Origin of the sequence: Novosphingobium sp. LASN5T, assembly GCF_003856955.1 — a bacterium.
Classification (GTDB): Bacteria; Pseudomonadota; Alphaproteobacteria; order Sphingomonadales; family Sphingomonadaceae; genus Novosphingobium.
On the sequence record NZ_RQSI01000034.1, the window covers coordinates 1 to 14,421 of the forward strand.

Annotated in this window: 18 protein-coding genes; 8 read left to right on the forward strand and 10 right to left on the reverse strand. The window is 68.0% G+C overall.

Going from position 1 to position 14,421, the window contains the following annotated elements; genetic code table 11:
• Positions 1-142: 142 nt before the first annotated feature.
• The 5 genes from EH199_RS18115 to hppD form a co-directional block, all read right to left on the reverse strand.
• The gene (locus tag EH199_RS18115; protein WP_124810597.1) at positions 143-1,186 is read right to left on the reverse strand and encodes a YeiH family protein; all 1,044 of its coding nucleotides are present in this window, start codon (positions 1,184-1,186) and stop codon (positions 143-145) included.
• An 81-nt stretch (positions 1,187-1,267) separates the two neighbouring features.
• On the reverse strand, positions 1,268-1,924 hold the full coding sequence (maiA, locus tag EH199_RS18120) for a maleylacetoacetate isomerase (protein ID WP_190287335.1): 657 nt from the start codon (positions 1,922-1,924) through the stop codon (positions 1,268-1,270).
• Complete coding sequence (gene fahA, locus EH199_RS18125; RefSeq protein ID WP_124810598.1) at positions 1,921-3,213, reverse strand: fumarylacetoacetase; 1,293 nt, start codon at positions 3,211-3,213, stop codon at positions 1,921-1,923. The genes maiA and fahA overlap by 4 nt, the downstream gene beginning before the upstream one ends.
• Entirely contained in the window at positions 3,210-3,755 is a 546-nt protein-coding gene (locus tag EH199_RS18130) for a VOC family protein (protein ID WP_124810599.1), read from the reverse strand. Before EH199_RS18130 ends, fahA begins: the two co-directional genes overlap by 4 nt.
• Complete coding sequence (gene hppD, locus EH199_RS18135) at positions 3,752-4,837, reverse strand: 4-hydroxyphenylpyruvate dioxygenase (RefSeq protein ID WP_124810600.1); 1,086 nt, start codon at positions 4,835-4,837, stop codon at positions 3,752-3,754. Before hppD ends, EH199_RS18130 begins: the two co-directional genes overlap by 4 nt.
• 154 nt (positions 4,838-4,991) lie before the next feature.
• Here hppD and EH199_RS18140 point away from each other — a divergent pair, with 154 nt between their 5' ends.
• Positions 4,992-5,483 carry an Lrp/AsnC family transcriptional regulator gene (locus EH199_RS18140; RefSeq protein WP_190287336.1) on the forward strand — a complete coding sequence of 164 codons (492 nt, stop codon included), beginning with the start codon at positions 4,992-4,994 and terminating at the stop codon, positions 5,481-5,483.
• Here EH199_RS18140 and EH199_RS18145 read toward each other — a convergent pair.
• The gene (locus EH199_RS18145; RefSeq protein ID WP_124810602.1) at positions 5,461-6,186 is read right to left on the reverse strand and encodes a 2OG-Fe dioxygenase family protein; all 726 of its coding nucleotides are present in this window, start codon (positions 6,184-6,186) and stop codon (positions 5,461-5,463) included. The genes EH199_RS18140 and EH199_RS18145 overlap by 23 nt on opposite strands.
• A 176-nt stretch (positions 6,187-6,362) precedes the next feature.
• Here EH199_RS18145 and EH199_RS18150 point away from each other — a divergent pair, with 176 nt between their 5' ends.
• From EH199_RS18150 to arsC, 3 genes are read left to right on the forward strand one after another with little or no spacing between them, the layout of a single operon-like run.
• Positions 6,363-7,130, forward strand: a complete 768-nt coding sequence (locus EH199_RS18150; protein WP_124810635.1) for a class II aldolase/adducin family protein — start codon at positions 6,363-6,365, stop codon at positions 7,128-7,130.
• A 32-nt stretch (positions 7,131-7,162) separates the two neighbouring features.
• Positions 7,163-7,672 (forward strand): (2Fe-2S)-binding protein, encoded by a 510-nt coding sequence (locus EH199_RS18155; protein WP_124810603.1) that lies wholly within the window; start codon positions 7,163-7,165, stop codon positions 7,670-7,672.
• A gap of 55 nt (positions 7,673-7,727) precedes the next feature.
• Positions 7,728-8,069, forward strand: a complete 342-nt coding sequence (gene arsC, locus EH199_RS18160) for an arsenate reductase (glutaredoxin) (RefSeq protein ID WP_124810604.1) — start codon at positions 7,728-7,730, stop codon at positions 8,067-8,069.
• Positions 8,070-8,087: 18 nt separating this feature from the next.
• Here arsC and EH199_RS24995 read toward each other — a convergent pair whose 3' ends face one another.
• The 4 genes from EH199_RS24995 to EH199_RS18175 form a co-directional block, all read right to left on the reverse strand.
• Complete coding sequence (locus tag EH199_RS24995) at positions 8,088-8,219, reverse strand: hypothetical protein (RefSeq protein ID WP_255420458.1); 132 nt, start codon at positions 8,217-8,219, stop codon at positions 8,088-8,090.
• Between the two features lie 56 nt (positions 8,220-8,275).
• On the reverse strand, positions 8,276-9,430 hold the full coding sequence (locus tag EH199_RS18165; RefSeq protein ID WP_124810605.1) for a M14-type cytosolic carboxypeptidase: 1,155 nt from the start codon (positions 9,428-9,430) through the stop codon (positions 8,276-8,278).
• Complete coding sequence (locus EH199_RS18170; RefSeq protein WP_124810606.1) at positions 9,427-10,029, reverse strand: DUF4136 domain-containing protein; 603 nt, start codon at positions 10,027-10,029, stop codon at positions 9,427-9,429. The genes EH199_RS18165 and EH199_RS18170 overlap by 4 nt, the downstream gene beginning before the upstream one ends.
• Positions 10,030-10,104: 75 nt before the next feature.
• Entirely contained in the window at positions 10,105-10,863 is a 759-nt protein-coding gene (locus tag EH199_RS18175; protein WP_124810607.1) for a DUF4136 domain-containing protein, read from the reverse strand.
• A gap of 153 nt (positions 10,864-11,016) precedes the next feature.
• On the opposite strand from EH199_RS18175, the gene galE reads away from it, so the two are divergent.
• The 4 genes from galE (at position 11,017) to EH199_RS18195 (ending at position 14,357) form a co-directional block, all read left to right on the forward strand.
• Positions 11,017-12,021, forward strand: a complete 1,005-nt coding sequence (gene galE / locus EH199_RS18180) for a UDP-glucose 4-epimerase GalE (RefSeq protein WP_124810608.1) — start codon at positions 11,017-11,019, stop codon at positions 12,019-12,021.
• A gap of 72 nt (positions 12,022-12,093) precedes the next feature.
• The gene (ykgO, locus tag EH199_RS18185; protein WP_003046794.1) at positions 12,094-12,219 is read left to right on the forward strand and encodes a type B 50S ribosomal protein L36; all 126 of its coding nucleotides are present in this window, start codon (positions 12,094-12,096) and stop codon (positions 12,217-12,219) included.
• Positions 12,220-12,339: 120 nt separating this feature from the next.
• The gene (locus tag EH199_RS18190; RefSeq protein ID WP_190287337.1) at positions 12,340-12,990 is read left to right on the forward strand and encodes an HAD-IA family hydrolase; all 651 of its coding nucleotides are present in this window, start codon (positions 12,340-12,342) and stop codon (positions 12,988-12,990) included.
• 83 nt (positions 12,991-13,073) lie between these two features.
• Positions 13,074-14,357, forward strand: a complete 1,284-nt coding sequence (locus EH199_RS18195) for an MFS transporter (protein WP_124810610.1) — start codon at positions 13,074-13,076, stop codon at positions 14,355-14,357.
• Positions 14,358-14,421 lie beyond the last annotated feature (64 nt).

Below are 14,421 nucleotides of genomic sequence, written 5' to 3' on the forward strand. Positions count from 1 at the left end.
CGAACGCCGGGGCGGCCAGCGCGCCCGCGCCCAGCGCCGCGCCGCCTTGCAGCAGCCGTCGCCGGCCGAGCCGCGTGGCCAGCATCGAATCGAACTGGTTCATCGTTTCTTCTCCTTCCGGCCCCCGTTCAGGTTTTCTGATTCAGGCCAGGCCGGTCAGCCGCAGCACCGCCAGCGCGGCCAGGCCGAGCAGCAGCAGCGACAGCGTAACCACCGTTACCACGCGCGGGCCGGCGGCGGTAACGCTCCGCAGGTCGACGCCAAGGCCCAGCGCCGCCATGGCGAGGATCGTTAGGAACACGCTGGCCTCGTGCGCCGGGGCGATCATCGCCACGGGGACGAGGCCCAGCGAACGGAGCGCCGCCAGCGCCAGGAACGCGAGGATGAACGGCGGCAGGAAATGCAGCAGGCCATGGCGGAGCCCCGGAGTCCGGACCGCGGCGGCTTCCGCTTCTTCGGCCTGATGCGCCTTGAGCACCGACAGGCAGGCGACGACCGGCCCCAGCATCAGCACGCGCACCAGCTTGACCAGGGTGCCGGTCTGCACGGCGGAGGGGCCGAGCGGGCCTGCGGCGGCCAGCACCTGCGGCACGGCATAGACCGTCAGGCCGGCCAGCGTTCCCCCGGCGGCGGCGCTCAGGTGCAGCGCGTGCGCCACGATCGGCAGCGCGATCACCACGGCCACGCCCAGCACGGCGGTGAAGGCGATCGCCGTGGCCACGTCGTCGCTTTCGGCATCAATTACCGGCGCGACGGCGGCGATGGCGGAATTGCCGCAGATCGCGTTACCGCAGGCGACGAGCACCGCCATCTTGGGCGGCAGTCCGAACGCGCGGCCGAGCAGGAAGCTGGCAGCGATCGCGCCAAACACGATAGCGACGATACCGGCGAGCAACGGCAGCCCGGCGGCGGCGATCGTGGCGAAGCTGATCGTCACGCCCATCAGTGCCACCGCGCATTCGAGCAGGCCCTTGGCGGCCCACTGGATGCCGCATGCGAACCGCGCGGGCGGCGTCCACAGCGTGCGGACGGCGGTGCCGGCCAGAATCGCCAGGACCAGCGCTTCCACCCAGGCGTGGCCGGCAAGGCGGACTTCAAGCCGCTCAAGAGCGAGCGCGCCCAGCGCTACCGCTCCGCAGACCAGAAGGCCGGGCGCGTGGGTGCGGGCGGAAAGAAAAGCTGTCATGCACCGAAGATGGGCTTTTCAATCGAACAACTCCAACTGATTGAAATTGGAGATTCAATAGAACTTATCTATCAAACTTGCTCAATCCGCGTCGGGTTGCTGCGCAGGGTGGGCGCGTCGGAAAGGCTCCAGGGCCTCGCAACGCGCGGCAATCCGCGCGATGGCTGGCCACGACGCAAGGTCGATACCAAACCGTTGGGCGGAATAGACCTGCGGGATCAGGCAGCAATCGGCCATGGTCGCGGCATCGCCGAAGGCAAAATCGCCGCCGTGGCGCGCGATCAGAACTTCCAGCGCGTCGAAGCCCGTGCCGATCCAGCGCGCGATCCACGCCGAGACTTGCGCGTCGCTGGCCTGAAAGTCCCGCCGCAGCGCTTGCAGCACGCGCAGGTTGTTGAGCGGGTGGATGTCGCAGCAGACCAGCCCTGCCATCGCCCGCACCGTGGCGCGGCCCAGGGCATCGCGCGGCAGCAGCGGCGTGTGCGGATAGGCTTCGTCCAGCCATTCGAGAATGGCGAGCGACTGGGTGAGGACCGCGGCTTCGTCCTCCCTTTCGCCATCGAGCTCCAGCGCGGGCACCAGCCCTTGCGGGTTGAGCGCGAGGAACGCGGGCGCGCGTTGCGCGCCGGTGCGCAGGTCGTGCGTCACCTGTTCGTGGCCCACGCCTTTCAGCGCCAGCGCGATCCGCACGCGGTAGCTGGCGGTGGAGCGCCAGTAACCGTGGAGTCGCAGCGTCATCGCGCCGGCTGGACGGTGCCGGTGCAGGGACCGAAGCCGATCGTGCGGAACCCGTCGCGCACCGCCCGCGCGGACAGGGTGAGCTGGTCGCCGTCCTCGAGGAAGCAGCGGGTTTCGCCGCCCGGCAGCGTGACCGGTTCGCGCCCGCCGCCCGAAAGCTCCATCAGGCTGCCGAAGCTATCGCGCGCCGGACCGGAAATCGTGCCGGTGCCCAGCAGGTCGCCGGCATGGAGGTCGCAGCCGTTGGAGGTATGGTGCGCCACCATCTGCGCCACGGTCCAGTACATGTTCGTCGCAGGGCCGTGGCTCAGGCGGAGCGGCGACAGGCCGGCATCGCGCATCGCCGCGCTGGCGAGCGTGACTTCGAGGTCCAGTGCGAGCGCGCCGGCTTCGGCGTCCGCGGCATCGACCAGGTAGGGCAGCGGCTGCGGATCACCTTCCGGCCGGGGTGGCTGGGCGACGCGGAACGGGGCCAGCGCCTCGGCCGTCACCACCCACGGAGATACCGTGGTGAGGAAGTTCTTGGCAAGGAACGGTCCGAGCGGCTGGTACTCCCACGCCTGGATATCGCGCGCCGACCAGTCGTTGAGCAGGGTCAGCCCGCCGATCCGGCTCCACGCATCGGCGATGGACACCGGTTCGCCCAGCGCGTTGTCGCCCGCGATCCACACGCCCAGCTCCAGCTCGTAGTCGAGCCGCCGCGATGGCGCGAACACCGGCGCTTCGGCATCGGGCGCCTTGAGCTGGCCCTTGGGGCGCAGCAGCGTGGTGCCCGAGACCCGCACGGACGAGGCACGGCCGTGATAGCCGATCGGCACGTGGCGATAGTTGGGCAGCAGCGGATTGTCGGGCCGGAACAGTTTGCCGATGTTGGTGGCGTGATGAATGCCGACGTAGAAATCGGTGTAGTCGCCGATGTGGAACGGCAGGTGCAACGCGCAGTCTTCCGCGCGGTGCAGCAGCGGGTCCAGCCGCACGCGGAACCGGTCGGAGGTCAGGCACGCGAACAACGCGTGGCGCAGCGCCAGCCGGTCGGCGGCAGGCAGGGCGAACAGCGCGTTGAGCGTGGCCTGTCCCAGTGCCGGCACCACGGCCGGCGGCAGCAGGCCCTGTTCCGCCATGGCGGCAAGGTCCAGCACGCAATCGCCGATGGCGGTGCCGGCACGCGCGGAGCCACCATCGGTGGAGAAGATGCCCAGCGGCAGGTTCTGGACCGGGAATTCGGCATGGTCGTCCGCCCCCGGCACCCAGCTCGATGCCTGCGGATTGTGCGTGTGGTCGATGCTCATGCGTCCTTCGGCTCCGCATGCAGCCAGGCGGCATGGCGCGGGGCGCGCTTCGTCCGGCTCCATTCCTCGAGCATGACCGGGGCCAGCGTCTTCAGTTCGGCGTACTGTTCGGGCGTGCCGATGTTGCACGCCAGTTCCAGCCGGTGCCCGTTGGGATCGAAGAAATAGATCGACTTGAAGATGCCGTGCCAGGTCGGCCCCAGCACGTCGATGCCCTGCGCCTCGATATGCGCCTTGGCCGCCAGCAGCGCGGCTTCGTCCTCCACCTCGAAGGCCAGGTGCTGCACCCACGCCGGCGTGTGGGGATCGCGGCCCATCGCGGGCTGTTCGGGCAGTTCGAAGAAGGCCACCACGTTGCCGCCGCCGCAATCGAGGAACACGTGCATGTAGGGATCGTAGGCCCCGGTCGATGGCACATGGTCTTCCGCGAAGGCGGTGGTGTAGGTCATGCCGAGCACGCGCTCGTACCATTCCACGGTCGCCTTGGCATCGTTGCAGCGGTAGGCGACGTGGTGGATGCGGCTGAGGCGCGGCGCGGTCATTGCGCCGGCTCCGCCTGCAACGCGCCCCGGCGCATCTGGTCGCGTTCCATCGATTCGAACAGCGCGGTGAAGTTGCCTTCGCCAAAGCCTTCGTCGCGCTTGCGCTGGATGAATTCGAAGAACACCGGGCCGATCATCGTTTCCGAGAAGATCTGCAGCAGCAGGCGCGGATCGCCGTTGACGGTCGACCCGTCGAGCAGGATGCCGCGTGCCTGGAGCTGGTCCACCGGCTCGCCATGGCCGGGCAGGCGCTCGGCCAGCATCTCGTAGTAGGTGGCGGGCGGGGCGGTCATGAACGGGGTGCCGCTGGCCTTGAGCCTGTCCCACGTCGCCAGCAGATCGTCGCAGGCAAAGGCGATGTGCTGGATGCCCTCGCCGTTGTAGGCGCGCAGGAATTCCTCGATCTGGCCGCCGCCGGCCTTCCCTTCCTCGTTCAGCGGGATGCGGATCTTGCCGTCGGGCGCGGTCATCGCCTTGCTGGTGAGGCCGGTATATTCGCCCTTGATGTCGAAATAGCGGATCTCGCGGAAACCGGCGATGCGCTCGTAGAACGCCGCCCAGTGCGCCATGCGCCCGCCATAGACGTTGTGCGTCAGGTGATCGATCAGCTTCAGGCCCGCGCCGGCCGGATGGCGATCCACGCCCTCCTCGTAGACGAAGTCGATGTCGTAGATCGACAGGGCATCGCCATAGCGGTCGATCAGGTAGACGATCGAGCCGCCGATGCCGCGGAACGCCGGCAGGCGCAGTTCCATCGGGCCGGTGCGCACCTCGACCGGTTCCGCGCCGCGTTCGAGCGCCTCGGCATAGGCTTTCGCCGCATCGCGCACGCGCCAGCCCATGCCGCAGGCCGAAGGACCGTGTTCGGCGGCGAAGTAGGCAGCGGGGCTGCGCGGTTCGTAATTGGCGATCAGATTGATATCGCCCTGCCGCCACAGTTGCACGTCCTTGGACCGGTGCCGCGCGACGCGGATGAAGCCCATCGCGGCGAACACGGGTTCCAGCACGCCCTTTTCGGGCGCGGAAAATTCGATGAACTCGAAACCGTCGAGGCCCAGCGGGTTTTCGAACAGGTCAGCCATGGCTCTCCCCAGCATGCATTGAGAATGTGGCGCACAGTCTAGCGCTGATCATGCTCAAAGGGCGTGCATTCTTGCGCGATTTCAGGAGTGAAATGCACACATGATGCGTTATAGGGCGATTTGGGGCACCGTCCGTGCCAGCAGGAGCTTGCCCGTGCTTGACCGTTTCGATCTCAAGATTCTCGCGATCCTCCAGCAGAAGGGGGATATCGGCCCGGTGGAGATGAGCCAGGCCGTCCATCTCTCGGCGTCGCAATGCTCGCGCCGGATGCAGCAGCTGCGCAAGGCGGGCTATATTCGCGGGGTTCATGCCGCGCTCGATGCCGGGCGGCTGGGGGTGGGCATTTCCGCCTATATCCTGCTCACCATGAACAGCCACGGGATCGCGGCGGCCGAGGCGTTCCGCGCGCGGGTGCTGGAACTGGACGAAGTGCTGGAATGTCAGAAGCTGACCGGCGAGGCCGACATGATCCTGAAGGTCGCCACGCGCGACCTCGCCTCGTTCAACCATTTGCTGACGCGGCAGATTCTCGGGTCTCCCGAAGTGGCGACCGCGCGTTCCAGCATCATCCTGGAGGACGTGAAAAGCACCACCGCGCTGCCGCTGGGCTTTGCCGGCGCGGTCAATCCCGCCGACGGAACGTGACCACCAGCACGTCGCGCCAGCCCGGCCGGGCTGGATCTTCGGGCCGCACCGGCGAAACCTCGTGCATCACGCGCCGGTCGTCGAGCAGGTAGAGATCACCGGGTACGGTCAGCGTGGTCCGGTCCAGCGTCCTGCCCGTCGGATCGGTGATGCGGGTGACGCCGCCGATCACATTGTGCCGCGCCACCAGTTGCACCAGCACCCGGTCCACGCCGTCGCGGTGCAGCCCCTCGGGCGTAGGCAGGCCGGCGTTCTCGCTTCCCGCCAGGATGCGGAACTGGTGCGCCTCGACATGCCAGCGCGCGCCCGGCGCGGACCGCGCGAACAGTGCCTCGGCATCGCGCAGCAGGCCCAGCAGGCACGGGTGCGTGGTCGCTTCCGGGGCGAAGGGCGCGAAATGGCGGGCGATTCCGCCGTTGAGCGGGTTGTACGACAGGCTCTGGTAATGCGGTTCGGCGGGGCGGGGCGCGATTTCGCCACCTTCCAGTGCGAAGGTCGCATAGCGCCGCCGGCGGTAGCGGCCGCCATCGGCCATGAAGGTATCGAGCGGCAGGTCGTTCCAGAAGTCCGCGAAATCGGGCGGTAACGGCGCCCCGCGCGCGATCGCATAGCCCTTGTGCGCCAGCGCGCGCTCCAGCGGCATCAGGCCACCGGTTTCCGGCCGTTCTTCGGCGAGCGTGCAGACTGGCGATGTCGCGTCCATGGCCCTTCCTTGGGTACGGCCGCGATATGGGAACCCTTGGGCAGGATGCCTACCCCGCCGGCGGCCGGCTCCGCGCCCTAGCGCGCCACCAAGGCGGGAATGAGGCCGCGTGCGATTGCCCGCCTCCGAATCGTGCGATAAGGTTGCGACAAGAAACTGATCGGAGAGCGATGACCATGGCCACGCAGATGCGCCCGAATATCGAATGCAGCGACGCCGAATGGCAGGCCCGGCAGGAACTGGCGGCGTGCTACCGCATCTTCGATCTGCTCGGCTGGTCGGAATCGGTCTACAACCACATTTCCGTGCGCGTGCCGGGGGAGGACAACGCGTTCCTCATCAACCCCTTCGGCCTGCTCTATTCGGAAGTCTGCGCGTCCAACCTCGTCAAGATCGACATCGACGGCAACAAGCTGGACGGCAGCCCGCACGCGGTGAACAAGGCGGGCTTCACCCAGCACGGCTATTTTCATCGGCATCTGAACTGGGCGCACGCCATCTGCCACGTCCACACCACGGCGACGATGGCGGTGTGCAGCCTTGAGGAAGGGCTGATGCCGATCAACTTCTACGCCTGCAACTTCGCCGGCCGGCTCGCCTACCACGATTTCGAAGGCATCACCGTGCGCGCCGAAGAGGGCGAGCGCCTGCTGGCGAACCTGGCCGACAAGAACATCCTGATGCTGCGCAACCACGGCCCGGTGGTGCTGGCGCCCACGCTCCAGGCGATGTTCATCCAGCAATGGAGTCTTCAGCGCGCTTGCGAAATCCAGATGGCCACGCTGTCGATGGGGCGCAAGCCGATCCTGGTGCCCGACGATGTCATCGCCGTCCACCAGCGCGACCTGCGCGAGGCGACGCCGCCGGGCGGCGGGGCCGGCGTGGGTGATTTCAACGCCTGGGTGCGGCGGATCGACAAGATTGACCGGTCCTGGCGGGATTGAAGCGCGGCGGAAAGGTGGGCTAGGGCACGCGCATGGCCCGTCTGACCGTCAACAACCAGCCGATGGAATTCCGGCTGGAACCGGATACCCCGCTGCTGTGGGCGCTGCGCGACGCGGCGAACCTGACCGGCACCAAATACGGCTGCGGCACCGGCGAATGCGGCGCCTGCATGGTGATCGTCGATGGGCAGGCGATGCCCTCGTGCACGCTGTCGCTGGGGGAGGCGGAGGGCCGCAGCGTGACGACGATCGAGGGGCTGGCTCCCGATCGCAACCATCCCGTGCAACAGGCGCTGGTGGCCGAACAGGCGATCCAGTGCGGGTTCTGCACGCCGGGCGTGGTCATGGCCGCCGCCGCCCTGCTGGCGCACAACGGCGATCCTACCGAGCAGGACATCACCGCCGCGATCACCAATATCTGCCGTTGCGGCGTCTATCCGCGCCTGGTCCGCGCGATCCAGCGCGCCGGCCGCTCCCTGCGGCATGCCGAAACGCTGCCGCCGCTGCCCGTGCCGGCGACCGCGACCACGCCGGGGCTTTGATCTTCCCCTCGCGCGCGGGCTGCGCTAGCGGAACAGCATCACAGGAGACCCGGCGATGAAGGCGACGATCTGGCACAATCCCAACTGCGGCACATCGCGCAACACGCTCGCGATGCTGCGGGAAGCGGGCGCGGACGTGACCGTGGTCGAATACCTCAAGACGCCGCCGAGCGCCGAAAAGCTGGCGCAGCTCTATCGCGATGCCGGAATCACCCCGCAGCAGGGCCTGCGCCTGAGGGGCACCGATGCCGAGGAACGCGGCCTGCCCGCAGCCGATGACGCCACCGTGCTGGCCGCGATGGCGGCGGACCCGAAGCTGATCGAACGGCCGCTGGTGGAAACCGACAAGGGCGTGCGGCTGTGCCGGCCCAAGGAAAAGGTCCAGGAAATTCTCTGAGCCGCCTCGGAACGCGCGTCAGAAGGGCAGGGCGCGTCCTGCGAGAATCAGCGCCAGCGCGCAGCCGAGCACGATCACGGCGCGCAGCCCTTCGGCAAGCGGGGCGGCCGCGATCGAGGCCGTCTTGATCGAGGAAATCGCGCGGGACATCGCCCGTTCATGCCGCGTACCGGGTTAACAGACCGTAAATCCGACCCTAGGCGCGGTTACGGGCGCGTCAGTAGCAATTCCAGCAGCGCCGCCAGGCATTCGCGGCCCAGCAGCTTGCTGCGTTCCGGGCTCCAGCCCTGCGCCGGATCGGGCAGGTCGGCGTTGTCCTTGAACGGCATTTCCAGCGTCATCGAGACGCAGCCGTGGCTCGCGCCGAAGCGCTCGGCGAGCTGGTTGGTCGACATCGAGAGGTTGGCCTTGCCGGCCGGGGCCACCGGATAGCCGCGCCGCGTCTGGAAATCAGGCGTCCGCCGTTCGAGGATCGCGCGATAGCGCCGGTACTCCGCACCCTGCTGCTCGGTCCAGGAAGGGATGCCTTCGAAGCCGGCGATGAACACCGCCGGGATCGCCTCGTCACCGTGGACGTCGATGGCGAAGTGGACGCCGGTTTCGTCCATCGCGTCGCGCACGCACAGCACTTCGGGCGAGCGTTCGGCCGAGGGCGCATCCCATTCGCGGTTCAGGTTCACGCCAGCCGCGTTGGTGCGCAGGTGGCCACGCCGCGATCCATCGGGATTCATGTTGGGCACGATGTGGAAGCGGCAGAGCTGGCGCAGCTTGCGCCCGTGCGGATCGGCGGGATCGGTCAGCAGGTCGAGCGCGCCTTCCATCCACCATTCGGCCATGCTTTCACCGGGATGCTGGCGGGCATAGAGCCACACCTGGGTTTCGCCCTCGCCCAGCTCCAGCAGGTCGATCGGCTGGCCGTCCAGCGTGGTGCCCAGCGTGCGGTGGGATACGCCCTCGCTGGCCGCGGCCGCGGCGACGAGATCGTGATGCCGCTCCATCGAATAAGGCGCGAAATAGGCGAACCAGGCGATGTCGGCGGCAGGGGTGTGGCGGATCGTCAGGGTGCCGCCATCGGTCGCCGGGTCATAGCTCGATGCGGCGCGGCCCCAGTATTCGCGGTCTTCGGAGACGCAGGCGTTGTAATCGGGCCAGCCGCCGGGATAGGCGGACTGGCCAAGCCCGGTGATCGCCAGCGTCAGTTCGCGCCCCGCCGCGCCGGCCACGCGGAAGTGGAACCACTGGGCGAATTCGGACTGGTGATCGCGCCGGATCGCCAGCCGGGCGGCGGTTCCGTCGATGGAGAGAACGTCAATGTTGCCGCTGTCGAACGCGGCGTCGATCCGGATGGGGGTTTGCGTCATTTGACCTGGATAGTCTGTCCGGACTTGCCGGGGAAGTCCGTGAACAGCGCATGGGCCAGGCGCGGCGCGACATTGGCCGCATCGGCTTCCTTCTTCTTCGCGTTGTCGCGCGATTCGGCGCGGCCTTCCCACAGCGCCTGCCCCGTCGCGCGGTCGCGGATCGTCACGGACAGGCGGGTTTCGGTCCATTCGCGCGATCCGCCGCCCAGGCTGAATCCGACGCCCAGGCCCACGCCGCTGTTCCAGCCGCCGGTGGAGCCGCCCACGCCGACGCTGACCGGCCCGCGCTGCCGTTCCTGCCGTTCGGTGCGCCGTTCCACCCGCACTTCGACCAGCGCGTCCGCCGCGCCGGCGGTCGCAGTGCCGAAGCCACGGGCAGCCACTTCGCGCATGACCGCATCGTTCCACAGCGCGGTTTCGAGACCGGCGGGGTCTTCGCCCGGCGCGGGTGCCAGCGCCAGCGCGGCGCCCGGCACCAGCTTCGCCAGCGATTCGGCGGTGTGGAACCGCGTGACTTCGACCGGGGCGGCGAACGCCACGCCGGGCGCGGCCGGCAAGGCGGCCAGCACAAGGGCGGAAGCAATCAGCAGGCGGCGCATCGGCGTATCCTCAATCGTTGTCCCGGTAACCGATATGGGCGTGATACGTGCCCGTGCAACCGCAGGTTGCTCCGATCAGGGCTGGAGCGCCGCCACTTCGGTGCCTTCGGGGAACTTCGCGAACAGCGCGGTGGCCAGGCGCGTGGCGACGGCGGTGTTGTCCAGCCCGGCCTCGCCCTCGCGCGCGACGCCTTCGGCGTGGCCTTCCCACAGCACGCGGCGTGTCGCCTTGTCGCGAATGCGCACTTCCAGCCGCGTGCCGATGATCGCCTTCTTTGGCTTGGACAGATCGACCGCCAGCGCCAGACCGACGCCGCTGCCGCGGTTGCTGATCGTGGTGCTCATCGCGCCGCTCACGGGCTTGTGCGGGGCTTCCTCCGGCTGCACCACCGAATGGCTGACCGCCACTTCGGCCACCTGCCCGCCGTCCGCGCCCGAGGTGGCGGTGTTGTAGCCATGCCCGGCAAGCTGGTCGACCACCGCCGCCTCATAGACCGGCAGCTTGGCGTCGGGCTCGACGTTGTCCTCGCTGCCGTCGTAGCCATCGGGTGCGACGGCGGCGATCACGATCGGCCCCTGCGCCAGTGCGCTGCCGGCATCGGCCGCGCGGAACGTGGTGACATCGACCTTCTTGGTGGGTTCGCTACCCGTCCGGCTGTCGCGGCCGTTCGCGCCATAGGGTCCGAACGGATCGCCGCCCCAGCCGCCGCGCCCCCAGCCCCCGCCGCCCCAGCCGCCATAGGGTTGGGCGTGCAGTGCCGCCGGCGCGCCGGCCAGCAGCGCGGCCGCGATCAGGAGGGGCGAAAGGGCGGAGGTTGTGCGAACCCGGGGCATGGCGTGTGATCTTTCGGTAAAGGGCTTCGACGGCGATCCCGCCCGCGCGATGACACGCCGGCGCTTTCACCTGACTGAACGCGCTACTTAATGATTCCCTGCGAATCTTGCTGCTAGGGCAGGGTGTCCGTTGCATTCCGGAGTGATTCGCGCATGACTAAAGTACCCGTCCTCGTCACTGGTGGCGCAGGCTATATCGGCAGTCATGCCGTGCTGGCGCTGAAGGACGCGGGGTGGCCCGTCAGCGTGATCGACAACCTGACCACGGGTTTCCGCTTCGCCATTCCCGATGGCGTGCCATTCTATCAGGGGGATATCGAGGACGGCGATCTGCTGGCGCGGATCATCGCGGAACAAGGGATCGGGGCGGTGATGCACTTCGCCGGATCGGTCGTGGTGCCCGAATCGGTCGAGAACCCGCTGAAATACTACCACAACAATACCGCCAAGAGCCGCGCGCTGATCGAATCGGCGGTGAAGGGCGGCGTGCGCCACTTCATCTTCAGCTCGACCGCGGCGACTTATGGCGTGCCCGAGGTTTCGCCGGTGAACGAGGACAGCCCGAAGCTGCCGATCAATCCCTATGGCATGTCCAAGCTGATGACCGAGATCATGCTGGCCGACACCGCCCGGGCGCATCCGCTGAACTTCTGCGCGCTGCGCTATTTCAACGTGGCGGGCGCCGATCCGCAGGCGCGCACCGGCCAGTCCACCGCCGGCGCGACGCACCTGATCAAGGTCGCGGTCGAGGCGGCGCTGGGCAAGCGCGGGCATGTGGCGGTGTTCGGCACCGATTATGCCACGCCCGATGGCACCGGCGTGCGCGACTATATCCACGTCTCGGACCTGGCCGAGGCGCACGTGCTGGCGCTGGGCGCGCTGATCGAACAGCCGGAACGGTCGCTGACGATGAACTGCGGCTATGGGCGCGGATTCTCGGTGCTGGAAGTGCTGGACGCGGTGGACCGCGTTACCAACCGCACCATCGTCCGCCAGATGGAAGGGCGCCGTGCCGGCGATCCCGATTCGCTGATTTCCGACAACAGCCGGATCCGGGCGACGGTGCCGTGGGTGCCGAAATACGCCGATCTCGAAACCATCGTCACGCACGCGCTGGCGTGGGAGCGCAAGCTGACCGAGATCCGTGGCGAAGGTTGACTTTCCACCGGCCCGCCCTTATCGGCGCGCCTTCAGTTTCAAGCCCGGTCGCTTCGGGCAAAGGGATTCGTCATGAAAATTCGCAACAGCCTGAAGTCGCTCAAGGACCGCCACCGGGACAACCGCGTGATCCGCCGCCGTGGCCGGACCTACGTCATCAACAAGACCAACCGTCGTTTCAAGGCGCGCCAGGGCTGATCCGGCTCTGGCGGAAGCGTTCCCGCACCTGCCGGAACGCTTCCGTCCTGATCGACGCCTCTTGCAGAGGCAAGGCTGCCCCCGTCTGCGCGGGGGCGCATTTGTTTGCGGGAACGCAGCGTGAGCCAGCAGGACGATGCCCCGGTCGATGCGCCCGTTGATGGCGCGATCGACGCGGTCGTCTGGGACATCGGGCGCGTGCTGGTGCAGTGGCGAATCGCCTCGCTTTACGAAAAGCTGATCGCCGACCCGCGCGAACTGGACTGGTTCCTGGCCAACGTGGTGACCGAGGAATGGCACGCGCAGCATGACGCGGGCGTTCCGCTGGCGGAGATGATCGCCGCGCGCTCGGCCGAATTTCCCGCCTATCGCCCGCTGATCGAAGCTTACGCGCCCAACTGGCTGGATGCGGTGCCGGGGCCGGTCGCGGGCACGCACGAGCTGGTCCGGGCGCTGGATGCGCGCGGGATGCCGCAGTTTTCGATCACCAATTTCGGCGCCGATACCTGGGCGATGTTCCGCCCGACCTTCCCGGTGCTCGACCATTTCCGCGATATCGTGGTGTCCGGCGTGGAAAAGCTGATCAAGCCCGATGCGGCGATCTTCGCGCTGGCGGCCCGCCGTTTCGGCCATGAGCCTGCGCGGATGCTGTTCATCGACGACAACGCCGCCAATATCGCGGCGGCGGACGCGCTCGGCTGGCACACCCACCATTTCCGCGACGACGCCGCCGCGCTGCGCGCCGATCTCGTGGCGCGGGGCCTGCTCTGAACCCGCACCCTTGCGGCAGCCGTCGCTTGATCTTTGCCCCTGCCGCCGCCTAGCGTCGCTTCCTGACATTGGTGGGGAGAGCTATGGCATCGGGCGCGCAGCATGGATCGAAGGAGGCGCCTGGCCGGTTGCGTTCGATTTTCAGCGGATCGGTGGGCAATCTCATCGAATGGTACGACTGGTACGTCTATGCCGCGTTCTCGCTCTATTTTGCCTCGGCGTTCTTTCCCAAGGGCGATCCCACCGCGCAGCTGCTGAACACCGCCGCGATCTTCGCGGTGGGCTTCCTGATGCGCCCGGTCGGCGGCTGGCTGATGGGGCTCTACGCCGATCGTGCGGGGCGCAAGACGGCGCTGACCGCATCCGTGCTGCTGATGTGCCTGGGTTCGCTGATCGTCGGGCTGACGCCGGGCTATGACCGGATCGGCGTGGCCGCGCCGGTGCTGCTGGTGATCGCGCGGCTGTTGCAGGGCCTCAGCGTCGGCGGCGAATACGGCGCGAGCGCGACGTACCTTTCCGAAGTGGCATCGGCCGAGCGGCGCGGCTTCTGGTCCAGTTTCCAGTACGTTACCCTGATCATGGGGCAGTTGCTGGCGCTGGGCGTGCTGATCGTGCTGCAACAGGTGCTGACGGAGGAGCAGCTCCGCGCCTGGGGCTGGCGCGTGCCGTTCCTGATCGGCGCCGCCTGCGCCGTCGCCGCGCTGTGGCTGCGCCGGACCATGCACGAAACCGCCGCGTTCGAGCAGGAGCGCGAACACCAGCCCTCGCTGCGCCGCCTGCTCGCCCACCCGCGCGAGGTGCTGACGGTGGTGGGCCTGACCATGGGCGGCACGGTCGCGTTCTATACCTTCACCACCTATGCCCAGAAGTTCATGGTCAACACCGCCGGCTGGTCGAAGGAGGACGCGACGCTGGTCTCCGCGCTGGTGCTGGCGGGCTTCATGGGGCTGCAACCGCTGGTCGGCGCGCTGTCGGACCGGATCGGGCGGCGGCCGCTGCTGCTGGCCTTCGGGCTAGTGGGCGCGGTCATCACCGTGCCGCTGATGCGCGCGCTGGCGGTGACGCACGATTTCTGGACCGGGTTCGCCCTGCTGATGGCGGCGCTGGTCGTGGTCAGCGGCTATACCGCGATCAACGCGGTGGTGAAGGCCGAACTGTTCCCCGCCGGCATCCGCGCGCTGGGCGTGGGCCTGCCCTATGCGGTGACCGTGTCAGTGTTCGGCGGATCGGCCGAATACATTGCGCTGTGGTTCAAGACCGAAGGCTGGGAGGACGGCTATTTCTGGTACGTGGCCGGCTGCATCGCGGTATCGTTCGTGGTCTATCTGCTGATGCCCGATACGCGAAAGACATCGCGCATCGCCTGAAGCATGACGTCGGGTTGACCCGCTTCGTCATTGCGAGCGGCACGCGACGCAATCCAGAGTCCCG